The 26481-nt window shown below is 59.7% G+C and carries 23 protein-coding genes; 11 read left to right on the top strand and 12 right to left on the bottom strand.

All coding sequences use genetic code 11. The features are described from left to right. Nucleotides 1-7: 7 nt before the first annotated feature. A complete protein-coding gene (locus tag GVN17_RS22695) occupies nucleotides 8-805 on the bottom strand; it encodes a hydroxymethylpyrimidine/phosphomethylpyrimidine kinase (protein WP_166597499.1) in 798 nt (265 codons plus the stop codon). Between the two features lie 329 nt (nucleotides 806-1134). Between GVN17_RS22695 and GVN17_RS22700 the strand changes: the two genes are divergently transcribed. From GVN17_RS22700 to GVN17_RS22715, 4 genes are all read left to right on the top strand, one after another. Then, on the top strand, nucleotides 1135-3090 hold the full coding sequence (locus tag GVN17_RS22700) for a hybrid sensor histidine kinase/response regulator (protein WP_166597500.1): 1956 nt from the start codon (nucleotides 1135-1137) through the stop codon (nucleotides 3088-3090). 114 nt (nucleotides 3091-3204) lie between these two features. Then, nucleotides 3205-4854, top strand: coding sequence for an acyl-CoA dehydrogenase family protein (locus GVN17_RS22705; RefSeq protein WP_166597501.1), 1650 nt, complete (start codon nucleotides 3205-3207; stop codon nucleotides 4852-4854). 193 nt (nucleotides 4855-5047) lie between these two features. Continuing rightward, nucleotides 5048-6544: an AMP nucleosidase gene (gene amn, locus GVN17_RS22710; RefSeq protein ID WP_178115759.1), complete on the top strand. Its 1497-nt coding sequence runs from the start codon at nucleotides 5048-5050 to the stop codon at nucleotides 6542-6544. 63 nt (nucleotides 6545-6607) lie between these two features. Then, a complete protein-coding gene (locus tag GVN17_RS22715) occupies nucleotides 6608-7240 on the top strand; it encodes a pseudouridine synthase (RefSeq protein WP_166597503.1) in 633 nt (210 codons plus the stop codon). A 154-nt stretch (nucleotides 7241-7394) separates the two neighbouring features. Here the strand turns inward: GVN17_RS22715 and GVN17_RS22720 are convergent, their stop codons facing one another. From GVN17_RS22720 to GVN17_RS29830, 3 genes are all read right to left on the bottom strand, one after another. Then, on the bottom strand, nucleotides 7395-7601 hold the full coding sequence (locus GVN17_RS22720; protein WP_166597504.1) for a DUF2788 domain-containing protein: 207 nt from the start codon (nucleotides 7599-7601) through the stop codon (nucleotides 7395-7397). A 45-nt stretch (nucleotides 7602-7646) separates the two neighbouring features. After that, nucleotides 7647-8126: an Lrp/AsnC family transcriptional regulator gene (locus GVN17_RS22725; protein ID WP_166597505.1), complete on the bottom strand. Its 480-nt coding sequence runs from the start codon at nucleotides 8124-8126 to the stop codon at nucleotides 7647-7649. Between the two features lie 216 nt (nucleotides 8127-8342). Next, nucleotides 8343-8939, bottom strand: coding sequence for a hypothetical protein (locus GVN17_RS29830; RefSeq protein WP_306167759.1), 597 nt, complete (start codon nucleotides 8937-8939; stop codon nucleotides 8343-8345). On the opposite strand from GVN17_RS29830, the gene GVN17_RS22730 reads away from it, so the two are divergent. Further along, complete coding sequence (locus GVN17_RS22730; protein ID WP_178115757.1) at nucleotides 8892-9704, top strand: DUF6515 family protein; 813 nt, start codon at nucleotides 8892-8894, stop codon at nucleotides 9702-9704. The genes GVN17_RS29830 and GVN17_RS22730 overlap by 48 nt on opposite strands. Nucleotides 9705-9872: 168 nt before the next feature. Here the strand turns inward: GVN17_RS22730 and GVN17_RS22735 are convergent, their stop codons facing one another. Beyond that, nucleotides 9873-10778: a cation diffusion facilitator family transporter gene (locus GVN17_RS22735; protein ID WP_166597507.1), complete on the bottom strand. Its 906-nt coding sequence runs from the start codon at nucleotides 10776-10778 to the stop codon at nucleotides 9873-9875. Between the two features lie 30 nt (nucleotides 10779-10808). Then, nucleotides 10809-11234 carry a polyribonucleotide nucleotidyltransferase gene (locus tag GVN17_RS22740; RefSeq protein WP_166597508.1) on the bottom strand — a complete coding sequence of 142 codons (426 nt, stop codon included), beginning with the start codon at nucleotides 11232-11234 and terminating at the stop codon, nucleotides 10809-10811. Nucleotides 11235-11377: 143 nt separating this feature from the next. Between GVN17_RS22740 and hrpB the strand changes: the two genes are divergently transcribed. After that, nucleotides 11378-13909 carry an ATP-dependent helicase HrpB gene (hrpB, locus tag GVN17_RS22745; protein WP_166597509.1) on the top strand — a complete coding sequence of 844 codons (2532 nt, stop codon included), beginning with the start codon at nucleotides 11378-11380 and terminating at the stop codon, nucleotides 13907-13909. A 111-nt stretch (nucleotides 13910-14020) separates the two neighbouring features. On the opposite strand, the gene GVN17_RS22750 is transcribed toward hrpB, so the two are convergent. Together GVN17_RS22750 and GVN17_RS22755 are read right to left on the bottom strand one after the other, a co-directional pair. Further along, nucleotides 14021-15112 carry an endonuclease/exonuclease/phosphatase family protein gene (locus GVN17_RS22750; protein ID WP_166597510.1) on the bottom strand — a complete coding sequence of 364 codons (1092 nt, stop codon included), beginning with the start codon at nucleotides 15110-15112 and terminating at the stop codon, nucleotides 14021-14023. A 9-nt stretch (nucleotides 15113-15121) separates the two neighbouring features. After that, a complete protein-coding gene (locus GVN17_RS22755) occupies nucleotides 15122-15784 on the bottom strand; it encodes a YciC family protein (RefSeq protein WP_166597511.1) in 663 nt (220 codons plus the stop codon). A 192-nt stretch (nucleotides 15785-15976) separates the two neighbouring features. Here GVN17_RS22755 and GVN17_RS22760 point away from each other — a divergent pair, with 192 nt between their 5' ends. From GVN17_RS22760 to GVN17_RS22780, 5 genes are all read left to right on the top strand, one after another. Continuing rightward, nucleotides 15977-16783: a DUF2076 domain-containing protein gene (locus GVN17_RS22760; RefSeq protein ID WP_166597512.1), complete on the top strand. Its 807-nt coding sequence runs from the start codon at nucleotides 15977-15979 to the stop codon at nucleotides 16781-16783. A gap of 186 nt (nucleotides 16784-16969) precedes the next feature. Next, nucleotides 16970-17449, top strand: coding sequence for an NYN domain-containing protein (locus tag GVN17_RS22765; protein WP_166597513.1), 480 nt, complete (start codon nucleotides 16970-16972; stop codon nucleotides 17447-17449). A 132-nt stretch (nucleotides 17450-17581) separates the two neighbouring features. Further along, nucleotides 17582-18196: a PolC-type DNA polymerase III gene (locus tag GVN17_RS22770; RefSeq protein WP_166597514.1), complete on the top strand. Its 615-nt coding sequence runs from the start codon at nucleotides 17582-17584 to the stop codon at nucleotides 18194-18196. Between the two features lie 155 nt (nucleotides 18197-18351). Next, nucleotides 18352-19251 carry a drug/metabolite exporter YedA gene (gene yedA, locus GVN17_RS22775; protein WP_166597515.1) on the top strand — a complete coding sequence of 300 codons (900 nt, stop codon included), beginning with the start codon at nucleotides 18352-18354 and terminating at the stop codon, nucleotides 19249-19251. A 60-nt stretch (nucleotides 19252-19311) separates the two neighbouring features. After that, complete coding sequence (locus GVN17_RS22780; protein WP_166597516.1) at nucleotides 19312-20643, top strand: DEAD/DEAH box helicase; 1332 nt, start codon at nucleotides 19312-19314, stop codon at nucleotides 20641-20643. Nucleotides 20644-20807: 164 nt separating this feature from the next. On the opposite strand, the gene GVN17_RS22785 is transcribed toward GVN17_RS22780, so the two are convergent. The 4 genes from GVN17_RS22785 to GVN17_RS22800 form a co-directional block, all read right to left on the bottom strand. Beyond that, nucleotides 20808-22229, bottom strand: a complete 1422-nt coding sequence (locus GVN17_RS22785) for an MBOAT family protein (RefSeq protein WP_166597517.1) — start codon at nucleotides 22227-22229, stop codon at nucleotides 20808-20810. A gap of 35 nt (nucleotides 22230-22264) precedes the next feature. Next, nucleotides 22265-23470, bottom strand: coding sequence for a hypothetical protein (locus tag GVN17_RS22790; protein WP_166597518.1), 1206 nt, complete (start codon nucleotides 23468-23470; stop codon nucleotides 22265-22267). Nucleotides 23471-23680: 210 nt separating this feature from the next. Continuing rightward, nucleotides 23681-24802: a glycosyltransferase family 4 protein gene (locus GVN17_RS22795; protein ID WP_166597519.1), complete on the bottom strand. Its 1122-nt coding sequence runs from the start codon at nucleotides 24800-24802 to the stop codon at nucleotides 23681-23683. Nucleotides 24803-24981: 179 nt separating this feature from the next. After that, nucleotides 24982-26421, bottom strand: a complete 1440-nt coding sequence (locus tag GVN17_RS22800) for a mannose-1-phosphate guanylyltransferase/mannose-6-phosphate isomerase (RefSeq protein ID WP_166597520.1) — start codon at nucleotides 26419-26421, stop codon at nucleotides 24982-24984. Nucleotides 26422-26481 lie beyond the last annotated feature (60 nt).

Below are 26481 nucleotides of genomic sequence, written 5' to 3' on the forward strand. Positions count from 1 at the left end.
CGTGGCGTTACGAGCAGAAATCCAGCGGCAAACGACGAGGAACGAACTGGCCTTTGCCCAGTTGCTCAGCGTCGCGCAACGTGCGCCAAGTGTAGTCCAGGGCGGTTTGCACAGCGCTGATCACGTCTTGCCCGAGGGCCAGTCGACCGGCCAAGGCGCTCGCCAGCGTGCAGCCCGAACCGTGATAGCTGCCGGGTAAGCGCTGACAGGTAAAGGTGCGCGATTCGCCGTTGCGAATGTACAACCGGTTATGGACTTCGTGCTCGTCGCCATGGCCGCCGGTGATCAACAAATGTTCGCAGAACGGCAACAGCTTCTCGGCGCACTCGTCGGCGGTGCCTTCCGGCAGCTCCGCCAGAATGCGCGCTTCGGGCAGGTTTGGCGTGGCAATGGTGGCCAGCGGCAGCAACCGCTCGCGCATCGCATAGCCGACTTCATCCTTGCCCAGTCGCCCGCCGCCACCGGCGCGCAGCACCGGGTCGCAGACCAGCGGCAGGTGCGGGTTCGCTTGCAGCAGTTCGACGACGGTGTCGACCATCTCCAACGAGCCGAGCATGCCCAGCTTCACCGCCGCGACCTGCGAATCGTTGAGCACGGCATTGGCCTGAGCCAGCACCCACTCGCGATCCAGCACGCGGAAATCGGTGACGTTGACGGTGTCCTGCACGGTCAGCGCGGTAACCGCAGGGGCGGCATGACAACCCTGAGCGAGCAGGGCTTCAATATCTGCCTGCAAACCGGCGCCGCCACTGGGGTCGTGGCCGGAGAGACAGAGGACAACGGGGCGGGAGCTATAGATATTCATGGTGCGCGAGCTTACCACTAAAGCTTTTGCCGGGCCGCTGGTCGGCGGCAGATTTTTCTCCGGCAGCCCTGTACGGCCACAGGGGCAGCCCTTTCCTGCTGAATGACGATAATAATCCTAAAGAAAGTCATGAAAGTCTGACGTGTGACGATACAGATGGTATCACCCAGCTATCAGTGGCTATGCTGTCGGCTGTAAGTCTCATTTTTGTCCGAAGAGTAAATGCAAGTGCGTTGCCCGTTGCCTCCCTTTATTGCCTCAAACCTAGCGTCGTTTCCTACAGTCTGGGCGAACAGCATGGCCGCCCCCATGAATGTCGGCGGTGTTGTATGCGCGTTCTGCTGACGTTGTTGTTGATCCTGTTGCCTACGTTGGCCAGCGCGTTGGAGTTCGACGAAACCACGCGCACCTTGTCGCTGGGCCGCGCGACTCAGGTGTTCGAAGACCCGAGCGGTTCGGCGACGATTGAACAGGTAGCCTCGCTCGAAGGCCAGGCGCAGTTTCACGCGCTGGATGCCGGTGCGCTGAACGCCGGTTACTCCGAGTCCGCCTTCTGGTTAAAGGTGCAATTGACCTACAGGCCCGCGAACCCGGTGGCCTCGGCCGACTGGTTGCTCGAACTCGCCTACCCACCCATGGACCACGTAGATCTGTACATGGCCAGCGAGACCGCCGAGCCGAGCCTGACGTGGCGAACCGGCGACATGCTGCCATTCCAGAGCCGTCAGATAAAACAGAACAACTACCTGTTCGACCTGAACCTGAAGGCCAACGAAACCAAGACCGTCTACGTTCGCGTCGCCAGCCATGGCTCCGTTCAGGCGCCGCTCAATCTGTGGGCCAGTCACGCCTACATCGAAGATCAGCCGTCGCGGCTGTATATCCTCGGCATGATCTACGGCGTGTTGTTGGTGATGCTGGTCTACAACCTGTTCATTTACGTGAGCGTGCGCGACACCAGCTACCTCTATTACATCCTCTACATCAGCTGTTTCGGGCTGTATCAGGTGTCGGTCAACGGTGCCGGTATCGAATACCTGTGGCCGGACAACCCGTGGTGGGCCAACGTCTCCACGACGTTTCTGATTGCGGCGGCGATCCTGTTCGCCAGCCAATTTGCGCGTAAGTTCCTGCAAACGCCGGGGCTGGGGCGTTGGCTCGATTCCCCGCTCGTGCTGATGATGCTGTGCGCCGCCGTCATCATGATTCTGTCTTTGACCATGGATTACGGCATCGCACTGAGGCTGGTGACCGGGCTGGTTCTGTTGTTTACCCCGGTCATTCTGCTGATCGGCATCGTCGCCTGGCTGAAGGGGCGTCGGGTTGCCCGTTATTTCATCTTCGCCTGGTCGGCATTTCTGTTGGGCGGGGTGATCAACGCGACCATGTTGTTGGGGCACTTGCCGAACAATTTCTGGACCATGTACGCCAGCCAGATCGGCTCTGTCGTGGAAGTCGCACTGCTGTCGCTGGCGCTGGCGGACCGCATCAACACCATGCGCGACCGGCAGACCCAGATCATGGCGCAGTCGAGCAAGGAGCTGGAAACACTCAACCAGCAACTGGCGGTCAGCAACCGGCTCAAGGACGAGTTTCTTGCCACCCTGACCCACGAACTGCGCACCCCAATGAATGGCGTGATCGGTTCCCTGGAGCTGATGCAGATGGAGGTCTGCGATGAGGAAATCGCGCTGTACCGCCAGACTGCTGCGGATTCCGCGCAGAACATGATGGGCATCGTTAACGGAATTCTCACCCTGACCGAGCTGCAAGCGGGGCGCATCGGCGTGCAGTGTGAGGCGTTCAGCCTGCGGCATTTGTTGTTCCAGGTGCGCAGCACGTTCGAACCCTTGGCGCGGAACAAGGCGCTGTCCCTGAGTGTCGAGCTGGACGAAACCTTGCCGGACAGCTTGCTAGGGGACTCTCTGAAACTGCGTCAATGCCTGGATTGTCTGCTGGACAACGCCATCAAGTTCACCAAAAGTGGGGCGATCAGATTGTGCGTGGGTGGCCATGCTCACGACCAGCAAGTGCGTTTGCTGCTGGACGTGATCGACACCGGCATCGGCTTCGTGCGGTTGGACGAAGACACGCTGTACGCCAACTTCTATCAGGTCGACGGCTCCATGACCCGCGAGTACGGCGGCCTCGGGATCGGTCTGGCGATCTGCCGCAAGCTGATCGAGCTGCAGGGCGGGCGCTTGAGTCACCAGTCCGAACCGGGCGTTGGCAGCCAGTTCCGGTTGAGCGTGGACGTTGAGCGAGCGACGTTGTCGGTCACGTAGGTGACAACCCCGCCGTGATTTAGTCGGCTATGGCACTTTTTTCGGCTTCTCGTGCGTGATTCACTGGCTCACATCTGCGCCATTGCCGTGCACCGATCAGAACCGGAGGCCGCCATGAACCTGCATCAGTTCGCCGAAACACACGACGTCACCAACCAGCCGCCCTCGCTGGACGGGGCGAACCTTTACCGCATTGACCTGCCGTTGCAGGAGTGGTCCAGACGCTACGGCGCGGGCTGGGCGGAATCGAAGATTGACGCTTACGGTGCGCTGGCAGGCGGTCCGCTGATGGAGGCGGGCTTTCTCGCCAACCAGAACAAACCCGTGTTCGCCAGCCATGACCGCTACGGCCATCGCATCGACCTGGTGGAATTTCACCCCGCCTATCACCAACTGATGCAAACGGCGGTCGAGCAGGGCATTCCCTCGTTGCCCTGGACCGATCCCCGGGAAGGCGCCCACGTCGCCCGCGCGTCCATGAGCTACCTGCACAGCCAGGCGGAAGCGGGGAGTGGTTGCCCCCTGACCATGACCTTCGCCAGCGTTCCCGCCTTGCGCTTGCAACCGGATCTGGCCGACATCTGGCTGCCGAAAATTCTTGCCACCCAGTACGACCCGCGCAACGTCGGCATCGCTCACAAAGCGGGAGTGACCATTGGCATGGCGATGACCGAGAAACAGGGCGGGACCGACGTGCGCGCCAACACCACTCGCGCCTATCCCGTCGGCCAGCCCGGCCCCGGTCAGGCGTATGAGCTGGTCGGCCACAAGTGGTTCTGCTCGGCACCGATGTGCGATGCCTTTCTCACGCTGGCGCAGACCGACAAAGGCCTGACCTGTTTCCTGCTGCCGCGCCATCGTCCGGACGACACCCGCAACGAGTTCTACATACAGCGCCTGAAGAACAAACTCGGCAACTGGTCGAATGCGTCCAGCGAAGTCGAATTCCGGGGCGCGCTGGCGTGGATGGTGGGCGAGGAGGGGCGCGGTGTGCCGACCATCATCGAAATGGTCGCCATGACCCGCTTCGATTGCATGACCGGTTCCAGCGCGTTGATGCGTCAGGCACTCACTCAGGCAGCCCATCATTGCGCGCACCGGGCCGTCAGCGGGCGAGTGTTGAGCGAGCAGCCGCTGATGCAGAACGTGCTGGCCGATCTGGCGCTGGAAAGCGAAGCGGCGCTGGCGCTGACCCTGCGCATGGGCCGCTCGCTGGAGCGGCTGGACGACTCACACGAAGCGCGTTTCGCGAGGCTGGTCACGGCGGTGGGCAAGTATTGGATCTGCAAACGCGCTCCGGCCATGATCAACGAAGCCGCCGAATGCATGGGTGGCGCGGGCTACGTCGAGGACACCATCCTGCCGCGTCTTTACAGAGAAGCGCCGGTCAATTCGACGTGGGAAGGCTCGGGGAACGTGCAGTGCCTGGACGTGCTGCGTGCCTTGTCTAAAGAGCCGGGCGTGCTCGACGCGTTGTTCGATGAACTGGGGGATGGCCATGGCGACGCTCGACTGGCCGCGCACATCAATCAATTGAAAACCGCATTCAAGGACACCGCCGACATCCAATACCGTGCCCGTCAACTGACCGAAGACATCGCCGTCGGCTTGCAGGCCAAGCTGTTGCTGGAGGCGGGGAACTCGGTGGTCAGCGACGGGTTTATCGCCGGGCGTTTGCAGCATCCGGGGCGCGTGTATGGCGCTCTCCCGCGAGGGGTGGATGTGGAAGCGCTGGTGGCGCGTTCAACCCCAGCGATTTGCTAGGCCTGTAGGAGCGTGGCTTGTCCCGCGATCGGCGACGCAGTCGTCGTAAACCCGTATACGCGATGGGACTGACACACTGGTGCGTATGTTGTTGCGACTGCTGCGCAGCCGATCGCGGGACAAGCAACGCTCCTACAGGGACAGCGTTTTTCCGCTGCATCAGTTCGTGCCTTCCCCCGCCGTTGCAGGCAAGATGGAGCCTTGCAAGATCAGAAGGATGCGCATCGTGACTGAAGCTTTCATTGTCGTAAAAACTGCCGAGCAAGCTGTGGACCGGCTTGCCGAGCTGCACGGACGTGCGACCACTGCGTTGAGCCAGGCGCTCAAGCGTTACCTCAAAGACCGCGTTGAACCGGACGCCGACGAGCGTCTGCAGTTCCGCTACCCCGAATTGCGTCTGACCTACCACTGCCACGGCGAAGTGCCGCTGACCACCCGCGCATACGCCAAGGTCCAGCTGCCGGGCACCTACAGCGTCACCGTCACTCACCCGGCGGCGTTTCGCAAATATCTGATCGAACAGCTCACCCCGCTGATGAACGACTTCACCGTCACCGTCGAAGTGGGCGTCAGCGTGCAGAACATTCCGTATCCCTACGTCGTTGAGCAAGGCGATGAGCTGGCAGGCACCGGGGTGACCGCCGCGACCCTGGCTCGCGTGTTCCCGAGCACCGACCTGTCGGCCGCCACTGATGGCATCGCCGACGGTCTCTATGACTGGGCGAACACCGACCCACTGCCGCTGGCGCTGTTCGACGCCGCTCGCGTGGATTTCTCCCTGCGCCGTCTGGTGCATTACACCGGCAGCGACTGGCGCCATGTGCAGCCCTGGATTCTGCTGACCAACTACCACCGCTACGTTGACCAGTTCATCGTCCATGGCCTGGAAAAACTGCGCGACGATCCGCGCTTTGTGAAGATGGTGCTGCCGGGCAACGTCGTCGTCGACAAGAGCATGGACCACGGCGAGGCGCAGGCCATCGTGTCCAGCGTCGTCTGGCACCGCTATCAGATGCCGGCCTATCACCTCATCGCCGAAGACGGCCATGGCGTGACACTGGTCAACATCGGCGTCGGCCCGTCCAACGCGAAAAACATCACTGACCACCTGGCCGTGCTGCGTCCGCATTGCTGGCTGATGATCGGCCACTGCGGCGGCCTGCGTCAGTCGCAGACCATCGGTGACTACGTGTTGGCTCACGCTTACATGCGTCGCGACGGCATTCTCGACCGTGTGCTGCCTCCGAACATCCCGATTCCGGCGCTGGCCGAGGTTCAACTGGCGTTGCAGGAGTCGGCGGCACAAATCACTGGCGAACGTGGCGACGACCTGAAAAAGCGTCTGCGCACCGGCACCGTGCTGACCTACGACGACCGCAACTGGGAACTGCGCTGGGCGCAAGAACGCCCGCTGATCAACCTGTCCCGCGCTGTCGCCGTGGACATGGAAAGCGGCACCATCGCGGCTCAGGGCTATCGTCTTCGGGTCCCGTACGGGACGCTGCTGTGCGTGTCGGATAAACCGCTGCACAGCGAAATCAAACTGCCGGGTTCGGCCAACGCCTTCTATGAGCGCGCTGTGACCCAGCATTTGAAGATCGGCATCGCCGCGCTGGACCTGATGCGCACGCAGCTCAACTCGCTGCACTCGCGCAAACTGCGCAGTTTCGACGAACCGCCGTTCCGTTGAGGCTAGGCGTTTAGCGAAAGGGCCACTAAAGTGGCCCTTTCTGTTTCCGCGCCTTGAGTTGTCATGTCCCGTCATCAACGCCCCGTTTCCCGCCGTCCTGCGCCTGGCCCTTCCAGTGCGCCTCGTCGTGTCGCCAAGGCCCCGCCTGCCGAACCCCGTTTGATTCTGTTCAACAAGCCGTTCGACGTGCTGACTCAGTTCAGCGACGGAGAAGGGCGTGCGACCCTCAAGGACTTCATCGACATCCCCGGTATCTATCCGGCCGGGCGGCTGGACCGCGACAGCGAGGGGCTGTTGCTGCTGACCAACGACGGGCAATTGCAGGCGCGTATCGCCGACCCTAAACACAAACTGGCCAAGACCTATTGGGTGCAAGTCGAGGGCGAACCGAGCGACGAGCAATTGCAAAGGCTGCGTGACGGCGTCGAACTGAACGACGGCCCGACCTTGCCTGCGCAGGCTCGGCAGCTGGACGAGCCTGAACTGTGGCCACGCAACCCGCCCGTGCGGTTTCGCAAAAGCGTGCCGACGAGTTGGCTGGAACTGGTCATCAGAGAGGGGCGTAACCGGCAGGTGCGCCGGATGACGGCGGCGGTAGGGTTGCCGACCTTGCGACTGGTGCGGGTGCGGATTGGCGACTGGAGCATTGAAGGGCTGGATCAGGGACAGTGGCGGGAAGTGCCCGCGAAGCTGTAATGCCGATTTTGGCCGTCACGCTGCTGCGATTGACATAACGCCGTCCATTGTAGGATTGAGCTTGCTCGCGATACGGTCTATCAGACACTTTTTGTGTGTCTGGTGAACAGCATCGCGAGCAAGCTCACTCCTACAGGACCTGTGTTCAGCCGACCTATTTATGCTGCTCGATGTACGCAATCACCACGCTCTTGATCACAAACGCCAGCACGCCCAACCCCAGTACACCGAACAAAATGATCGTCCCGAAGCGTCCAGCTTTCGATTTCTTGGCCAGGTCCCAGACGATGAACCCCATGAAACCGATCAGCACGGTCACCAGAATGGTCATCATCCATTCTTCGAACACCTCGGGTTCCATGGTCGTCTCCTTCGAATCGGCAGTGCGGGGTGAATGGAACGGGAATCAGCTTCTCAGGTGCACCAGCGGCAATTCAGTGCTCGCCAGCACCTGATTGAGCACGAAGCTCGAACGCACGCTGGTCACGCCGTCGATACGGGTCAGGTGGCCCAGCAGAAATTTCTGATAGTGGTCCATGTCCGGCACCACGACCTTCAATTGATAGTCGGCGTCGACGCCCGTCACGAGGCTGCACTCCAGCACTTGCGGCAGGCTGCGGATCTGCTGCTCGAAGTGTTCGAAGCGATCCGGGGTGTGACGGTCCATGCCGATCAACACATACGCCGTCAGGCTCAGCCCCAGCTTCTTGCGATCCAGCAGAGCCACCTGACGAACGATGTAGCCGTCGTCTTCCAGCTGTTTGACCCGCCGCGAGCAAGGCGATGGTGACAGACCGATGCGCTCGGCCAGCTCCTGGTTGGAAATGCGCGCGTCACGTTGCAGTTCGGCCAAAATACTCAGGTCATATCTATCGAGCTTGCTCACGACGGGTACCTTTATGAGATCGATTGCGCTGAATTATTCATCCGAAGGGAAAAATTGCGCAAGTGGTGTTTTCATCAGCAACATTCGCAATCCTGTGTCGCATGCTCAGGCCTATTCTTTTAACCAGAATCACTGCCCGGACACAGCGTCCAGCGCGGCCCGCCGAATCAGGCCAGCCGCGGCCTCCAATCCGACAGGGTTGACCAGGCCACCGGGCTACGCACTGTCCAGAAGACGATGCGAGGTGAGCCGGCGCCAAAAGCGTCGAGCCAGGACGAAGTATTCGAAAGAGGGCTCCCCAAAGGGCCCTCTTTTTTTGTGCACGCTTATAGAGTGCTGCGAACGGCGCACCCATAATGCAGTCCTACCATCAAGTATCCGCGCCGCAGTGAGGAAAGCATGAACATGCGCATCTGGCGTTTGGCAGGTGTCAGTCTTTTGGCCTTGAGCATCAGCGCTCAGGTGTTGGCCGACGATAACAATCAACAACAGCAGCGCAATGAGCAACGCCAGCAACAGCAGCGGGGCTTCGAGCAGCGGCAGCAACAACAGCAGCAACAACAACAGAACCAACAGCGCAGCTTCAATATGGATCAGCAGCGCGAGCAGCAGCAACAACGCCAACAGCAACAGCAGCAATACCAGCAGCAGCGCCAGCAAGAACAACAGAACCAGCAGCGGCAGATTCAACAGAACCAGCAACAGCGGGCGGATCAGCAACGCCAGCAGCAGGACCGTGAGCGCAACCAGCAGCGTCAGGATCAGGTGCAGGAACAGCAGCGCCAACAACAGCGCCAGCAGGAGCTTCAGCAACAGCAACGTCAGCAGCAGCAACAGTTGCAGCAGCGTCAGTTGCAAGACCGCCAGGGCAATCTGCCGATTCAGAGTCGCCCGGACACCGTGGTGCAGACTCAGCAGCCGCGTCAGGGTTTCTACCGTGATCAACCTCGGGACAACAATCCGTGGCGCGGCGGCGATAACCGTCCCGGCAACAACGGTCGTCCCGGTGGGCACGGCGATGGATGGGGCGGCGGGCCGCGTTATCGTCCTGGCTATGAGATAGACCGGATGCCGGGCGGTTACTCCCGCGTGCCGTATCACGGCAGCGACTATTTCTACTCAGGCGGCTATTGGTATCGCCCGCAAGGTCCGCGTTATGTGGTCGTTGCCCCGCCACGGGGTGTGCGTGTGCGGTATTTGCCGGACTATGCTCAGCAAGTCTGGCTCGGCAGCGCGCTGTTTTTCGTCGCGGCGGGCACCTATTACACCTACGAGCAGAGCTCTCAGGAATACGTCGTCGCCGAACCGCCGCAGGGCGTGGAGCCGGTCTATTCGCCGGAACAGCAGGTGCAGCAACAGCAACCTGCCGATCCGTACGATGTGGTGGCCTACCCGGCGAATGGTCAGACGCAGCAGCAGGTCGAGCAGGACCGTTACGACTGTTACCGCTATGCCGTGCAGCAGAGCAACTTCGACCCGGCCGCCGCGACCTACCAGCCAGCGCCAGAGGTGGTCGGGATTTATCGTCAGGCCATGGCAGCGTGTTATGCAGGGCGGGGGTATAGCGTTCAGCAGTGAGGGCTGAAGATCGGTGATGCCCTCAGGATGCCTGCTCGGTTGTCCCTGTGGGAGCGAATTCATTCGCGAAATGTCGGCATGGGCGACACATGTGTATCGGGTGTACCAACGCTTCGCGAATGAATTCGCTCCTACGGAGAACACCCTCGGTTCGAGGGGGGTACTGCTTCAATTCATCACCGGGCTGTTCGCCCGATTCACCACTTCCTGCGGGTCGGCGTGCACCAGCACTTCGGCCTTGGGAAATTCGGCGATGATCGCCCGCTCGACCTGCTCGCACAGTTCATGCGCCACCAGCAGCGTCAATGCGCCCGGCAATTCCAGGTGCAGCTGCACAAACCAGTGATTCCCTGAAATCCGGGTGCGCAAATCATGAGCGCCCAATACACCTGGCACGCCTTGCGCCAATTCCAACATCCGAGCACTTACGCCCGGTTCAAGCTCGGCGTCCATCAGCACCGACACCGTTTCTCGCGCAATCGAAATCGCGCTCCACAGAATGTAGAACGCGATCGCCAGACCGAAATACGCATCCAGTTGGTCATAGCCGAAATACGCCAGCCCTAGCGCGGCCATGATGCTGATGTTGAGCAGCAAGTCGGAGCGGTAATGCAACGAGTCGGCACGAATCGCCGCCGAGCCGGTTTCATTCACCACCTTGTGCTGCAACATCAGCAACGCCACGGTCAGCGCGATGGACAGCAGCATGACCAGCATCCCCAGCCCCGGGGCTCCCAGCGCTTGAGGGTGTTGAATGCGCTCGATGGCCTGAAAGCCGATCAGAAACGCACTCACCGCGATGAACAATGACTGCGCCATGCCCGATAAGGCCTCGGCCTTGCCGTGCCCGTAGCGGTGGTCCTCATCTGCCGGCCGCAGCGCGTAATGCACGGCCAGCAGATTGAGGAACGACGCCGCGCCATCGAGCAACGAATCGGTCAGGCCAGCGAGCAGACTGACCGACCCGCTCAACCACCAGGCAATCGCCTTGGCAATGATCAGAATGCTTGCGACGGCCAGCGACGCGCGGGTTGCCAGGCGCAATAACCGGGCGTGTTCAGGGCTGCTGCTCATGGCGCTTCCTTCAATCTAACCTCGAAAACATCAGGCGGACGGCACCAGACCCAGCGACGCCAGTTGCTCGACGCTGCCCTTGTGCTGGATCAGACGCGGGTCGTCCAGTGGCAGATTGCGGCCCAGTTCGGTCTTCAGAATGGCTTGCAGTCGCAGGTTGTCCACGGTGCCGTCGGTGCGCACGGCCGGTTGCAGTTTTTCCGGGTCGACTTGCGCTTGCTTGCCATCTGGCAGGTAAATCGCGCCGGTGGCGAAGTCGACGCCAAACGCGATCACGCCGGGCAGGATGTAGAACAGCAGGCCAATGGCGTCGAGGACCACGATGGCCGGGTCCATGCGGCCACTGCCTTGAATCTGACCACGACGTTCAGGGTAGAAAATACTGCCGCACGCGGTCAGTTGGGCCAGCAGGCTGACGACCAGGGCACCGCCAATCAAACGGGAAGGAATGCGCATGAAAATCTCCTCAGAGGAAGTCGCAACTATACAAGGCAAATGCCTAAGCAATAAGACTATCCAACGATGGAGACGGTTCTGTGTTGAGAGAAACAAAGCGGCGGCGCGCGCCCGTATAATCAGCGGTCTGTTTTGGAGCCCTCATGATTTCACTGCCCATTGATGCCGTCCTGCCTGCCCTGCGCCAGGCCCTTGTCGAACGTGACGAAGCCGTCCTCGAAGCGCCACCGGGAGCGGGCAAGACCACGCGCGTGCCCCTGGCGCTGCTGCAGGAGCCGTGGCTGGCGGGGCAGACGATTCTGATGCTCGAACCCCGCCGCCTCGCGGCCCGTGCGGCGGCGGAGCGGTTGGCGTCGGAGCTGGGCGAGAAGGTCGGGGAAACAGTCGGCTACCGAATTCGTCTGGAGAGCAAAGTCGGGCCGAACACGCGCATTGAAGTGGTCACCGAAGGGATTCTCACCCGTCGTTTGCAGGAAGACCCGTCGCTGGACGGCGTCGGCCTGCTGATCTTCGACGAATACCACGAGCGCAGTCTCGACGCCGATCTCGCCCTGGCCTTGAGCCTTAATGGTCGGGCCCTGTTTCGCGATGAACAGCCGCTGAAGATTCTGCTGATGTCGGCGACGCTGGAAGGCGAGCGGCTGTCGAGCCTGCTCGACGATGCGCCGGTGATCAGCAGCGAAGGCCGCATGTTCCCGGTGACGATGCAGTGGGGGCGGCCGTTTCAACCGGGCGAGTTCATCGAGCCGCGAGTGGTGCAGACCGTACTCGACGCGCTGGGCAACGAGACTGGCAGCCTGTTGGTGTTTCTGCCGGGACAGGCGGAGATTCGTCGCGTCAATCAACAGCTCGCCGACGCGTTAGGTGAGCGCAGCGACGTGATGCTTTGTCCGCTGCATGGCGAGCTGGACCTGAGCGCCCAACGCGCGGCCATCGAACCGGCCCCGAGCGGCAAGCGCAAAGTGGTGCTGGCCACCAACATCGCCGAGACCAGCCTGACCATCGATGGTGTGCGTGTGGTGGTCGATGCCGGGTTGGCGCGGGTGCCGCGTTTCGATCCGGGCAGCGGCATGACCCGACTCGACACCCAGCGCATCTCCCGCGCCAGCGCCACGCAACGGGCCGGTCGGGCAGGGCGTCTGGAACCGGGCGTGTGCTATCGGCTGTGGTCCGAGGCCCAGCACGATCAACTCGCCGCGTATGGCACGGCGGAGATTCTTCAGGCGGACCTCGCCGGTCTGGCGTTGCAGCTCGCTCGATGGGGCGTTGAGCCTGCGCAACTGGTCTGGCTCGACACACCGCCCGCCGCCGCATACGCACAGGCGCAGGATTTGCTCGGTCGCCTCGGCGCGCTGGCCCGTAAGCCGGGTGAAGAGTGGAAGCTTGCAACCCATGGTCAAGCGATGGCCGACGTGCCTGCTCATCCGCGCATCGCACATTTGCTGCTGCGCGGCCAGGCTTTGGGGCTTGGCGCGCTGGCCTGTGACGTCGCCGCGTTGCTGGGCGAACGCGACATTCTGCGTGGCGCAGGTGCCGATTTGCACAGTCGTCTGACATTGCTCGCAGGCACTGAAAAAGCCGGGCGCGGTGCCCAGGGTGGTGTGCAGCGGGCCAAGCAGCTGTCGCGGCAATATCGCGGCTATCTGAAAGGGGCGTCGACGCAGCCTGTTTCTAATCCCGATCACCCCCGCTGGCTGGGCGCCTTGCTCGCCTTGGCATACCCCGATCGCGTCGCGCAACAACGTAAGGCGGGTGGCGGTGAATACCGATTGGCCAACGGCCGCGCTGCGCTGTTCGCTGAGCCCGATGCGTTGATGAAAGAGCCGTGGCTGGTGATTGCCGACCTCGGCAGTCGGCAGGGGCAGCGTGAAGAACGGATTTACCTGGCAGCGGAGTTCGATCCGGCGCTGTTCGAGTCGGTCCTGTCGGAGCAAGTGACCACGTTCGATCAACTGGACTGGGACGAGCGCGAATGCGTGTTCCGCGCTGAGCGTCAGCGCAAGGCGGGTGAGTTGATCATCAGTCGCGAGCCGCTGATAGGGCTGGATGAATCAGCACGCAGCCAGGCCTTGCTGGCGCTGGTGCGACGCAAGGGGCTGGAGTTGTTGCCGTGGACGCCGGAACTGCGCCAATGGCAGGCGCGGGTCAGCCTGTTGCGCCAACTGGACCTGCAAAAACAGAACAGCAGCGAATGGCCAGATATCAGCAACGAAGCGCTGCTTGAGCGTCTGGAGCATTGGCTGATGCCGTACCTGGGCAAGGTCACGCGGCTCAGTCATTTCGGCAATCTGGACCTCTCGTCGATCCTGCACAACCTGCTGCCATGGCCGCTGCCGCAGCGACTGGACGAACAGGCGCCGCATCATTTGAGCGTGCCGTCGGGCTCCTCTGTGCGACTGGACTACAGCGAAACACCGCCAATCCTCGCCGTGCGTCTGCAAGAGCTGTTCGGCCTGTCCGACACGCCACGCATCGCGGGCGGCCGACAGATCGTCAAACTGCACCTGCTTTCGCCTGCGCGCAGACCGGTGCAAGTCACGCAAGACCTCGCCAACTTCTGGCGCAGCACCTACGCCGAGGTGAAGAAGGATCTGAAGGGACGCTACCCCAAACATTACTGGCCAGACGATCCGTTGATTGCCGAGCCGACCGCGCGGATCAAGCCGAGGAAGTAGCGTTACCCCTGTAGGAGTGAGCTTGCTCGCGATAGCTATCTTTCTGACTGATCAATGCTAGAGGGTGTAACGCTATCGCGAGCAAGCTCACTCCTACAGGTGAAGGTTGTGTTATGGCGCACCCGGCAATAAAAACCGCCCAATCACCGGCAAATGATCCGAAATCAGCAACGTATCTTCCTGCCGAACCTGCGCGTCGATTCGCTTCAGCGCCGGGCTGTAAAACAGATAATCCAGCGTGCGATCCGGTCCATTCACCCGTGGGTCGTTGGGGAAGCGGGTGTACCACTTTCGCGGACTCTCACCGTTGACGTCGTCGTTGCTGGGGATCATTGGGTACTTTTCCCACAGCGCATGCAGCTGACTCTCTGGCGCGTATTGTTCGCGTTGTTCGGCGGGCAGTCGCTGATACTGTCCTTGTGGCAGCAGGTTGAAGTCGCCACCGCTGACCCACAGCGTCCCGTTGGCTTCGAGCGTGTCCAGCCGTTGCGTCGTTGCAGCCACCTGTCTTTGAACGGTGTCATCGCCGGGTTTGAAATCCCCCAAATGCGTGTTCACCACCGCCAGTTGCCCACCATCGCGAAGCGGCAGATAACTCACCAGCAAAGCGCGCTTGGGTTCAAATAGACGACCCAGCCAGTTGGCACTGGGTGAGGGCAATTGCAGGCGCTCGGCCGTGTCCAGCCGATAGCGACTCAATGTCGCCAGCTTGGTGCCGACGCTGCCGTAGATATGCGGGTTAGGCACGAAATCCGATTTCCAGTAAAACGCCTCGGTGCTGCACGGGTACAGATCCGTCACTCGTTCCTGCAACAGCGCCAACTGATTGGTGTAATCGGTGTTCTTGGCGCCGTCGTCGACTTCCTGCAACAACACGATGTCGGGCTGCTCGTCACGAATCACCCGCGCCACTTCATCCAGGTTGTAAGCAATGTCTTCGGGAGTCGGGCGTTCATCAGGGCCGCTGCCGTCGGAGAGGTCGTACCAGAACACATAGCGTTTGCCCGCGAGGTACTGAATATTCCACGTCATGACTTTCAGCGTCTGACCGGGGACGAGGATGGGTGGCGTGGCGTCCTTTGCGTTGCAGGTGACCGGCATCTGCTCTTGTCGGGCGGGGTGCCAGGTCACGTCGTAGATCAGGCCCGCCGCCAGAACGACCAACAGCGCAAACGCGATGAGGTAGCGCAATGAACGTTGCATCGGCGCTCCTCAGGCCGGTCGGACGGGCTCGTCGATCAGCATGAACAGACGGAACATCACCACGCTAATGAACAGCTGCAAGAAGCTGGAAATGCTGTCCACTGCCAACGACAGCAGCGGGCTTTGCTGATCGGGCAGCACGTACAGGCTCAGGCCTTCAAGCACCGACAGCGGAATGTAAACGAACAGCACGCACGCCAGAATCCGTACCAGATGCCCACGTGTCATCTTGAAGCTTTCACGCATGGCGTCCAGTGGGCCCAAGCCTCGCAGCACCAGCAGGTACTCCGTGAACACCAGCTTGATCATCACCCACACGCCGGGAACGATGAACAGCGACAGACCGGCCATGATCAGCAGCGTACTCAAAGCGGTCAGGACAGCGAAGGTCGGCCAAAGGCGCAACGTGGCGGCCAGCAGGTCACGCTTGGCGGGCGTTTCGCCACGGGTCTTGGCGGCGAGGAACAGAATCAGCGCGCCGGTGTAGAGCGGGTAAAAGAGCAGGCCAATCAACAATTGCCAGCTCGCAGAACCGTCCGGCCCCACAGCGCTGGCGAGCAGTTGCTTGGTCAAGGCTTCGAGAATTACCAGCGGCAGGCACAGCGTCACGATGGTCGCGAAATGGCGGCGGAAAAAGTAAAGCGAGTCTTGAATGATCGTCAGCGGATTCATGAATGGGTCACAGGAAAAACCAGGCGGACACTTTAACGTATGAGCGGTCTTACGGGCCAATAAGGCAGGTCTGTCCCGCTTCTTAACTTTTTCTACACTCTATTGAAACGCCCTTGAAACGCCCCATTACTGTTTGTGTCTGACCATTGTGGTCACGTCACAGAATTCTTACGGCAATCTAACGAGGTCGCCATGAACAGCGAAGAGCAAACCCTGATCGACGGCTTGTTTACCAAACTCAAACAAGCGGAAACCGAGTCGGCCCCCCGAGACGCCCAGGCCGAGGCGCTGATCAAGGATCATCTGACACGGCAACCCGGTGCCCCGTATTACATGGCGCAGGCGATTCTGGTTCAGGAAGTCGCTATCAAACAGCTGGAAGCCCAAAGCCGTCAGCGCGATGAGCAGATTCAACAGCTCCAGGCTGAGCTTCAACGCGCCAAAGCCCAGACACAAGCCGCGCCGGCCCAGAGCAGCGGCGGTTTCTTGTCGAGCATCTTTGGCGGCGGCTCCCGCGATCCGCAGCCACAGCAGCCGGCGTCGTCCTTCTCGCGCCCATCGAGCCCTCCACCGGCATCGGGCAGCGGCTGGCGCGACGGCCCTGCCAGCCCACCTCCGTACAACCCGCCCCCGCAAGGCAACTACGCGCAGCCTCCACAACAGGCGCCCGCAGCCCCCATTGGCAGTGGCTTTCTCGGCGGTGCGTTGAAAACTGCAGCCGGTGTGGCCGGTGGCGTGATGCTCGCTGAAGGCATCAGCAGCCTGTTCCACCACAACAGCCAGCCCCAGGAAATCGTCGAAATCATCGAGCAACAACCGGCGCAACCGGCTGCCGATCATGATCTCGGCAATGGAAACAGCGGCTGGGGCGACGACCAGCAGCGCGTGACCAGCAACGATGGCTGGGGTAATGACTCCGGTGGTTTCGCGGACACTGACTACAGCAATGATGACAGTGGTGGTTTCTTTGGTGGCGATGACGACGATTCTTACGTCTGATGACTCACCCGTAACCGCATGTAGCCTTTCCGGCTGCATGCGGTTCCTTGTTAGATTGTTCGCAGAACGTTCACGCCTCGCCCCTCAACCGGCACACAGACCTTCAATCCCCTTCTCAAACTGGCATACTGAGCGCCGATCCGGCGTTCGGGTCGAAGTCGCTTGTCAGCGCATCGAGGAGTTCCGGTGAGAAGAATCGCGGTGTTTGCCGACGTACAGAACCTGTATTACACCGTGCGTCAGGCTCATGGTTGTCACTTCAACTATGCCGCCTTGTGGGCGGACATCAGTCAGCGTGGGCAGATCGTCGAGGCGTACGCTTACGCCATTGATCGCGGCGACGCCAAACAACAGCAATTCCAGCAGATCCTCCGCAACCTCGGGTTCACCGTCAAACTCAAGCCCTACATTCAGCGCAGCGACGGCTCGGCCAAAGGCGATTGGGACGTGGGCATCACCATCGACATCATGGACGTTGCTCCCAACGTCGACGAAGTCGTGCTGGCGTCGGGCGATGGCGACTTTGATCTGCTGCTCGAACGCATTATCAGCAAGCATGGGGTCGAGGCGGTGGCCTACGGCGTACCGGGCCTGACCGCGAACTCACTGATCCGTGCCGCCAGCCGATATGTGCCGATTGAAGGCGGGTTGCTGCTTAAAAGCTGAGGACTGTAGGAGTGAGCTTGCTCGCGATTTGGGTCTGCCTGACACCACAGTGTTGAATAATCTGCCGTCATCGCGAGCAAGCTCACTCCTACAGGTGAACTGCGTCAAAACGTAATATTTAAAGGTTTTTCCATGCAAGAACGCATCGCCGTCATCGACTTCGAAACCACCGGCATTTCTCCCAACAGCAATTGTCGGGCGACCGAGATTGCCGTGGTCATCATGGAAGAGGGCGTCATCGTCGAGCGTTATCAGAGCCTGATGAACGCTGGCGTGCGTATACCGTCGTTCATCGAATCGCTCACCGGCATCAGCAACAGCATGCTTCGTACCGCGCCCCCGGCAGAGCGAGTCATGAACGAAGCGGCAGAGTTCGTCGGGTTGACGCCACTGGTCGCGCACAACGCCGCGTTCGACCAGAAATTCTGGGACTACGAACTGTCCCGCATCAAACGTAACCGCGAGCAAAGCTTTGCTTGCTCCATGCTGTTGGCGCGACGTCTACTGCCTGCCGCGCCGAATCACAAACTCGGTACGTTGACATCCTGGGCGGGGCTGCCAGATACCGGCAAGGCTCACCGGGCCATGGCCGATGCCGAGATGGCGGCCAACCTCACGGCGCACCTGAGTCAGGAACTGCGCACCACACACGGTCTGGCCGGGGTTTCCCACCAATTAATGTGCACGTTGCAGATGGTCCCCGCGAAAAAAATCGCAGAGGCCATCAGCAAGCATCGTGGGTTCTGAGGGTTGATTAGATCTGGCTGAAAAAGTGTATGGGTCGAAAAATCTTCAGTTGTTACTGATTCTGTCAGATCAATCTTCCTACAATAGTGCTCCAAAAAATCCGAGTGACTGTCTTCCCCGCAGGACCAACACTCAGAATAAAAGTCGAGCCTTTCATGCCTGCTTCCCGCCGCTTTCCCTTGCTGCTCATCGGGGCCTTCTTCGCGCTGTACGTGATCTGGGGCTCGACCTACCTCGCTATCCGGATCGGCATTGAAACCTGGCCACCCTTGATGATGGCAGGGGTTCGCTTCACCATTGCTGGCTCGATACTGTTCGCGTTCATGCGCTGGCGCGGCGCGCCGATGCCCACGTGGAAGCAATGGAAAGCCGCAGGCATGATTGGTTTTCTGCTGCTTGCCTGTGGCAACGGCGCCGTGACCCTGGCCGAACATGCGGGGGTTGCGTCGGGGGTGGCGGCGTTGGCGGTCGCCGTTGTACCGCTGTTCACCCTGTTGTTCGGGCTGATCTGGGGGCATCGCAACACCCGGCTGGAGTGGGCAGGCATCGTGCTCGGGCTGATCGGCATCGCACTGCTCAACCTCGGCTCCAACCTGCAAGCCAGCCCCATGGGCGCGGCATTGGTCATTTTCGCTGCAGCCACATGGTCATTCGGCTCCGTGTGGAGCCGCTACCTGCCACTGCCCGCTGGCCCCATGGCCAGCGCCTGCGAAATGCTCGTCGCCGGTGCGATGATGCTGATCGGCAGCTACGTCAGCGGCGAACGAATGACCCAATCCCCCGGCCTGTCCGGCTGGCTGGTCATGGCCTACCTGGTGGTGTTCGGCTCCATCGTCGCGTTCAGCTCGTACATGTACCTCCTGAAAAACGTCCGCCCCGCTGCCGCGACCAGCTACGCCTACGTCAACCCGGCCGTCGCCGTCATGCTCGGCGTCCTGTTCGCCGACGAACACATCGGCCCGGCAGAATCCGCAGCCATGCCCGTGATCATCAGCGCCGTGGTGCTGATCGGGTTGCCGCAGTGGCGCAAGCAGAGTCCGGTGCAAGCAGGTTAAACTGCGCGCCATTGGCTCTTCACAGCCCTAATGCGCTGACCTTTTTCCAACGGTAATCCCATGACATTCGCTTCTCTCGGCCTGATCGAACCCCTGCTGCGCGCGCTTGATGCGCTTGGCTACCAGACGCCTACCCCTGTTCAGGCCAAGGCCATTCCTCCCGTGTTGGAGGGCCGTGATCTGATGGCCGCGGCGCAGACCGGCACTGGCAAGACCGCAGGTTTCGCTCTGCCGTTGTTGCAACGTCTGACAATGGAAGGCCCGAAAGTGGCGGCCAACTCGGTGCGGGCATTGGTGCTGGTGCCGACTCGCGAGCTGGCAGAGCAGGTGCATGAAGCGATTCGCCAATATGGGGAACACCTTCCGCTGGCCACCTATGCGGTTTATGGCGGCGTGAGCATTAATCCGCAAATGATGAAGTTGCGTCGCGGTGTCGATGTGCTGGTGGCCACGCCGGGTCGTTTGCTCGATTTGTACCGTCAAAATGCAGTGAAGTTTTCTCAGGTTCAGACGCTGATCCTCGACGAAGCCGATCGCATGCTCGACCTGGGTTTTTCGGAAGAGCTGCGCGATATCTACGCCGCGCTGCCGAAACGTCGCCAGACGTTGCTGTTTTCCGCGACATTCTCCGATTCGATCCGCGCGCTGGCTGGGCAGATGCTCGATAACCCGCTGAGCATTGAGGTCAGTCCGCGCAACGTTGCGGCGTCGTCGGTCAAACAGTGGGTGGTGACGGTCGACAAGAAGCGCAAGAGCGAGCTGTTCATTCATCTGTTGAAAAAGCAGCGCTGGAGTCAGGTGCTGGTATTCGCCAAGACCCGCGTCGGTGTGGACCAGTTGGTGGATCGCCTGCAGGGCCTGAGCATCAACGCCGACGGCATTCATGGCGACAAGCCGCAGGCGACCCGTCAGCGGGCGCTGGATCGTTTCAAAGCGGGGGAAGTGCAGATTCTGGTGGCCACTGATGTGGCGGCTCGCGGTCTCGACATCGATGATCTACCGACTGTGGTTAACCTCGACCTGCCGATCGTCGCGGAGGATTACGTGCACCGCATCGGTCGCACGGGGCGTGCCGGGCAGACGGGGGAAGCGATTTCGCTGGTCTGTGCGGACGAAGTCGAGCTGCTCAGCGCCATTGAAGTGCTGACGCGCCAGACCCTGCAACGCCGCGAAGAACCGGATTTCATTCCTGAACACCGTGTTCCCGCGACGGATGCCACCGGGCAGATCCTGAAAAAGCCAAAGAAGCCGAAGAAACCAAAAGTCAGTGGCAGCAAGCGCAATCTGGGCAAATGGGTCGATAGCGGCGAAGTGGCTGCCGACGTGCCCGCTGCAAAGCCCGTGCGAAAGGTGCCCGTGTTCAACACTGGGCCGAGAAAGCGTAAGCCCTGAACCCTATGTTCATGGGACTGGCGCGCAAGCGCGGTGAGACGAGCACCGCGGTCGCCCTTGAGACGCCGTGCCTAGGTTCTATCAGCTGCTCGTGCAGCAGCGCTGCTTCAGGCTTCAGTGTGCACGCCAGTATGATCCGGCGTGCAACGGCCGGTGCCTTACGATCAGAATTGGAAGTAAATGAACGGATTGAATCCTGACTCCACGACCGATATTGCTGAGCAAAGGTAAAGCGCCAGGCAACCAAGCGCGATGCATTTCCGGTAGCGGATGGCTTTGGTTCTGAGGCGATAAAAAGAACCGTCACTGACGAAGCAAATCACGACCGCCAGTACTAATAGAGCCAGTGTTTTGTAATCCTGCAATGCGCTGTTGCTGGCTACCCAAAGATGCAGCTCGTTCCCATGCCCGAACATGGCCGACCAAAACCTGATCGCCTCGTTCATGCTCCCCGCCCTGAAAGGCACCCAAAGCAGCGTTGCAAGAATGAAAACGGGAAAGCTACCCAGTTTGAGTGCGCGCAAGTTAATCCAGCCTGCACGTTCTGCGACGATCAATAGGCCATGACCCACGCCCCACACCAGAAATGTGTAAGCGGCCCCGTGCCACAGGCCGCAGAGCAGGAATACGATGAACAGGTTTCTCAGCGTCGTCGTTTTGCTGGCTCGGTTACCTCCCAGTGGTATGTAGAGATAATCCCGGAACCACCGAGACAGGGTCATGTGCCAACGTTGCCAAAACTCGGTGATACTCGTTGCTGCATAGGGGCGATTAAAGTTCTTGGGGAACCTGAACCCCATCATCCTTGCCATGCCGATTGCCATATCGGTATAGCCGGAAAAGTCAAAATAGATCTGGAACGAGTAGCAAACCGAACTCAGCCAGGCTGAATAAGTGGTCAGCTCAAGGTCCGGGCGATGACCCAGCGTCACGACATTCCCCAAAGGGTCGGCAATCAGAATCTTTTTGCTCAGGCCGATGATGAAAATAACCAGACCCCAAAACAGATCACTCTGCACGATTATTCGCCGACGCACATGCAGCTGTTCGGCAATTTCAGAAAAGCGGACGACAGGCCCTGCGATCAGGTGCGGGAAGAGAAAAATGTAGATCGCAAAGCGATGCAGCGCTTTCTCGGGTTTGATGCTGCCCCGGTAGACGTCGACGATGTAAGAGATGAAATGAAATGTGTAGAAGGAAATGCCAAGCGGCAGGGCCAACGTCCATCTTTCAATGACGGTACCCATGTTCATTCCGGTCGTATCCATCCACACCTGCAGGAAGAACAGCAGGTATTTATACATCGCCAGTGGAAGCAGATTCAGCGCCACTGCGGCCAGCAAGATCGTTTTACTGACCCTTCCGCCTGGCGAGCGTTTCCGTGACGCATCGAGGCAGAAGGCGATTACCCAGTTCGCCACCAGCATGACGATTGCGACAGCCGTCAAAGACCCGGCACCAAAGACATAAAACCCGATACTTGCGATCAGGATCAGGCCGTTTCGCAGTGTCTTGGGGACCACTAAATAAGTGAGATAGAACAACGGAAAGAAAATGAACAGAAAAACCGGTGAGGAAAAAACCATAAGAAGCTACCAATACCGTGACAGTTGATGTGGGCTCAGGAGCCCAGTCCTCTACGCTGGAACGCTGCCCAGTGCTGTATTTGCAAATCCAGAATCTGCACGATCAGGTACTTGCACCTGCCACGGATCAGCCCCGGGACTTCTGACATGTCACGTGTCCGATCCAGCTTGGTGAAGGATTGGAAGTAATCCGCGATCCCCGCTTCGAGCATGCCGTCGCTGAAACTGTTTCCGAACATGCATGCTGAAGGAAGCAGCCCCTTGTCGGTGATCGTATTCGTCTCGAACTCCAATCCGGTCTTCGAGGCATCCATCGGCGTTTTTTCATGCACTTCCGCCCAAGCATGATTCAGCTGTGGCTCGAATACAGAATCCCGTGCAAAAAGACGGGCAGAAAAACGCGCATCGGAACCCGCGTAGGGTTTGAGGCTGTAATCCGTAGAATGTGACCAGGACAGGGTTGTACCTTCCCAGCGTGCGATGGTGTTGACGATATCCTTCGAAACCGCCATCGCGGACATATTGGTCCAATGGAAGTCTTGCCTATAGAACGTCGGCGTCGTGACTTGAAGTTTGTCGAGAATGCCAACGACATCCACCACGTTCAGTTGCGGCTCATTATTCAGCTGCGTGTACAGGCTGAAGAACTGGCTCGAACGGTCGAGCTTGGGTGCGAAGAACGGAAGGCGGTTTGGCCAAAAGTATTCTTTCTGCAGGGGTGTAACGAACAGCGTCGTGACCCCTTCGGCCTTGAGTGCGTTGGAGAAACTAATCATTCCTCGCCGCACGTAGTCAGCGTTACCTGGAGTTGTCAGAAAATTCTCTACTGCAGGTAGCTCAATATCCAGAAGATGTCGGCCATAAATTTCTTTGCCCGATGCAAAGTACACGCGAGAGGACGATCTGAACAAACGATAGTCGAGTTCGTTTTTCGAGCGAATCATCAAGTCTCTGAAAGCGAGACGATCTCCGAACCATTTTTCGAAGTGGTGATAATTCTTATCGCTGTCGTACCAATGCCCCTCCCACGATTGTGGAAAAGTCGTCAAAGGTCGCAGCTCTTGAACCGGCTCCACAACAGAGTGATACCACCGAACTACGGAGTTGGACTCGATGCGGTCCTGTTTCCAGATCGAGATGATCGTTGCGATCAGTGGAATGATAGAAAGGAGCAGGAACGTTGTAACAAAATAAAGTTGAAATCGACTTCGATAGGCAAACAGATGGGCTTTCCGGCGCATTAAACGTCAAATCCTCTGACACATCATGAATAGATTGCGCCCCGTCATCGAATGAGGTGAGTTACCGTCGTTAGCGATATGAGGCGCGCGGAAGTATACAGGCCAAGCGGCTCTCAATGAGCTGTTTTCACACGAACCGTCTATGCCGTAAATTTTGTAAGCCGATGCTTCACCGGGCATAACGTCCTATGGCAAAAGCCCTTGTGAGGCTCACCGCCTGTTCACAACTTCCTGATACAGCGCCGCATAAGACCGCACCATCTTCTCCGCCGTGAACACTTCTTCATACCGTTGAGCCGCCTTGGCGCCCATGCGGCTGGCCAGTTCCCGGTCATGCCACAGGGTGTTCATGGCCGCTGCCAACGCATTCGAGTCACGGGGCGGGACCACCAGCCCGGTTTCATTGGCGATGTTGATGAACGTCGTACCGCTGCCCATTTCGCAGGAAATCATCGGCTTGCCGTACATCGCGCCTTCCAGCAGCGAAATGCCAAACGACTCCGAACGCAGGTGAGACGGGAAGACGAACGCTTCGCACAGCGCGAGCAGTGCGTTTTTGTCCTCGTCACCCAGTCCGCCCAGGAAGGTCACGTTGCTCAGCCCAAGCGCAGCGGCCTTTGCCTTCAATTGCTGCTCTTCGTACCCGCCGCCCATGATCACGACGGGCAGCTTCGTCTGATGTGCCGCTTCGAGGAGGAAGTCGAGGCCCTTGTAGTAGCGCAATGCGCCTACGAACAGGAAGAAACGCTCGCCCAATTGCTGTTTCCAGTGCGCCAGTTTAGAGGGCGAGGGCGCCGGGTAGGTCGCGCGGTCCAGGCCATACGGAATGACCTCGACCTTGTCTTTGAAGCGGGTCAACACCTCACTGCTGGCGGCGTAATTCGGGGACGACGCCACAATCCGGTCAACGCTCCCGAGAAAGCGATTCATCAGCGGCGAATACAGCTTGAGCAGGGTTTTCTGTTTGACGATGTCCGAGTGATAGCTCACCAACGAGGGCTTCTTCATCCGTGTCGCGAAGTGCGCTACGTCCATATAGGGCCATGGAAAGTGGTAATGCACGACATCAGCCTGAGCCGCCAGCTGTTTGAAGTCCCGGATCCCGGACAACGAAAAGCCGGTCGAGGCGAGGTGAAAGTCCTCTTTCGAACGGTGAGTGATGTGATTGCCCACCGTCTGGTTGCGGGCCGAGCCGTTGGCGCTCAGGTACAGCACCTGTGGCTCGATGCCGTAGACCGCGCTGCCTTGCGCCAGCTGAAAAATGACTTGCTCGATCCCGCCGCCCGGTGTTTCCGGGTAGTAGGTTTTGAAGAAGTGTAGAACTTTGATCATTGTTGTTCCGAACGTACAAATGCAGGTGCGTGGCCGGTGTCGTGCGCGAGAGCCGGCATCGAAGAACGCTTTTCACTGACAGGCAGAAAGAAGGCTTCGATTGAAGATGGGAGAGCCGGTTGCGCTCGTGACACAGAGGCAACCGGCTGCGCGGTCAGAGAAAGGCAGACCGCATCCGATCAGTTGGCGCGACCGTAGACGTCTTCGAAACGCACGATGTCGTCTTCGCCCAAGTAATCGCCGCTCTGCACTTCGATCAGCACCAGATCGATGACACCAGGGTTGCTCAGGCGGTGTTTGTGACCGGCGCGGATGAACGTCGATTCGTTGGTGTTGAGCATCAGTTCCTGATCATCGTTAACGATCACGGCCATGCCGCTCACAACAATCCAGTGTTCGCTGCGGTGATGGTGCATTTGCAAGGACAGCGATGCCTTGGGCTTGACCACGATGCGCTTGATCTTGAAACGCTCGCCGTTTTCCAGCGTGGTGTAGGTGCCCCACGGGCGGTGCACGGTGCGGTGCAGGAGGTGCAGGGTGTGGCCGGCTTTCTTGAGTTGGCCGACGATGTTCTTGACGTCCTGCGCGTGGTCTTTATGCGCGATCATCAGCGCATCGGGGGTGTCGACGACCAGCAAATCTTGAACCCCGACCAGCGCGGTGAGGCGGTCTTCGCTGTTGACGTAGTTGTTCTTCGCGCCGTGAGACAGCACTTCACCTTCGAAGCGGTTGCCGTTTTCGTCTTCCGGGGTCAGCTCACTGACCGCGTTCCACGAACCGATATCGCTCCAGCCGATATCGCACGCAACGGTCACGACCTTGTCGGAACGCTCCATCAGCGCGTAGTCGATGGAAATGTCCGGCACGTCGCCGAACGAGGCCGGGTCCAGCGCCAGGCAGCGATAGCGATCGGCCTGGGTCAGACGCGAACGCTCCATGGCAACCGCAACGGCACTGAGCACGTCAGGCGCATGTTTGGCGAACTCTTCCAGCACAGTCCCGACCTTGAAGCAGAACATGCCGGAATTCCAGAAGTAGTTGCCCGCCGCCAGATAGGACTCGGCCGTGGCCAAGTCCGGTTTCTCGACGAACCGGGCGACCTGCAGGCCGCCGTTCGAGTCGATCGGCCCGCCCGCTTCGATGTAACCAAAGCCGGTTTCAGGGTACTGAGGCTTGATGCCGAAGGTGACCAGGAAGCCCTTTTCCGACAACTGAACCGCTTTGGCAACGGCTTGGGCGAACGCTGTTTCGTTTTGAATGAGGTGGTCGGCGGCCAGGACCAGCATGTGGGCGTCGGAGCCGTGGGCTTCTTTCAATTGCAGGGCGGCCAGCGCGACGGCGGCGGCGGTGTTGCGGCCGAAAGGCTCAAGGATGTAGCTCTGCGCGACACCGCTGGTATTCACGGTCCGGTACTCGTCTTCTGTCTTGAAGAGCAGTTCGCGGTTAGTGACTGTCAGTACTTCCGAAACACTGTCCAGCGCCGCAGCACGCAGAAAGGTTTTCTGAATCAGGTTCTGCCCGTCAGGCAGCGTCATGAACGGTTTAGGGTGGGCCTCGCGAGAAACGGGCCACAACCGGCTACCAACGCCGCCAGACAAAATTACGGGTATCAATCCCATGGTTTCCAATCCTTAAAGTGCCAAATGGTTGCAATCTGCGGTAACAACGCCATGCGGGCT

The organism is Pseudomonas sp. SLFW, assembly GCF_009905615.1.
Lineage (GTDB): Bacteria > Pseudomonadota > Gammaproteobacteria > Pseudomonadales > Pseudomonadaceae > Aquipseudomonas > Aquipseudomonas bambusae.

Bases quoted from the DNA above. Each gene is read 5' to 3' on its own strand.
- GVN17_RS22800 (WP_166597520.1), bottom strand. From the start codon at position 26,421: ATGGGATTGATACCCGTAATTTTGTCTGGCGGCGTTGGTAGCCGGTTG.
- GVN17_RS22740 (WP_166597508.1), bottom strand. From the start codon at position 11,234: ATGCGCATTCCTTCCCGTTTGATTGGCGGTGCCCTGGTCGTCAGCCTG.
- amn (WP_178115759.1), top strand. From the start codon at position 5,048: ATGGAGCCTTGCAAGATCAGAAGGATGCGCATCGTGACTGAAGCTTTC.
- GVN17_RS22750 (WP_166597510.1), bottom strand. From the start codon at position 15,112: ATGCAACGTTCATTGCGCTACCTCATCGCGTTTGCGCTGTTGGTCGTT.
- GVN17_RS22790 (WP_166597518.1), bottom strand. From the start codon at position 23,470: ATGCGCCGGAAAGCCCATCTGTTTGCCTATCGAAGTCGATTTCAACTT.
- GVN17_RS22715 (WP_166597503.1), top strand. From the start codon at position 6,608: ATGTCCCGTCATCAACGCCCCGTTTCCCGCCGTCCTGCGCCTGGCCCT.
- GVN17_RS22795 (WP_166597519.1), bottom strand. From the start codon at position 24,802: ATGATCAAAGTTCTACACTTCTTCAAAACCTACTACCCGGAAACACCG.
- GVN17_RS22695 (WP_166597499.1), bottom strand. From the start codon at position 805: ATGAATATCTATAGCTCCCGCCCCGTTGTCCTCTGTCTCTCCGGCCAC.
- GVN17_RS22760 (WP_166597512.1), top strand. From the start codon at position 15,977: ATGAACAGCGAAGAGCAAACCCTGATCGACGGCTTGTTTACCAAACTC.
- GVN17_RS22755 (WP_166597511.1), bottom strand. From the start codon at position 15,784: ATGAATCCGCTGACGATCATTCAAGACTCGCTTTACTTTTTCCGCCGC.
- GVN17_RS22700 (WP_166597500.1), top strand. From the start codon at position 1,135: ATGCGCGTTCTGCTGACGTTGTTGTTGATCCTGTTGCCTACGTTGGCC.
- GVN17_RS22735 (WP_166597507.1), bottom strand. From the start codon at position 10,778: ATGAGCAGCAGCCCTGAACACGCCCGGTTATTGCGCCTGGCAACCCGC.
- GVN17_RS22785 (WP_166597517.1), bottom strand. From the start codon at position 22,229: ATGGTTTTTTCCTCACCGGTTTTTCTGTTCATTTTCTTTCCGTTGTTC.
- GVN17_RS22770 (WP_166597514.1), top strand. From the start codon at position 17,582: ATGCAAGAACGCATCGCCGTCATCGACTTCGAAACCACCGGCATTTCT.
- GVN17_RS22720 (WP_166597504.1), bottom strand. From the start codon at position 7,601: ATGGAACCCGAGGTGTTCGAAGAATGGATGATGACCATTCTGGTGACC.
- GVN17_RS22780 (WP_166597516.1), top strand. From the start codon at position 19,312: ATGACATTCGCTTCTCTCGGCCTGATCGAACCCCTGCTGCGCGCGCTT.
- yedA (WP_166597515.1), top strand. From the start codon at position 18,352: ATGCCTGCTTCCCGCCGCTTTCCCTTGCTGCTCATCGGGGCCTTCTTC.
- hrpB (WP_166597509.1), top strand. From the start codon at position 11,378: ATGATTTCACTGCCCATTGATGCCGTCCTGCCTGCCCTGCGCCAGGCC.
- GVN17_RS22705 (WP_166597501.1), top strand. From the start codon at position 3,205: ATGAACCTGCATCAGTTCGCCGAAACACACGACGTCACCAACCAGCCG.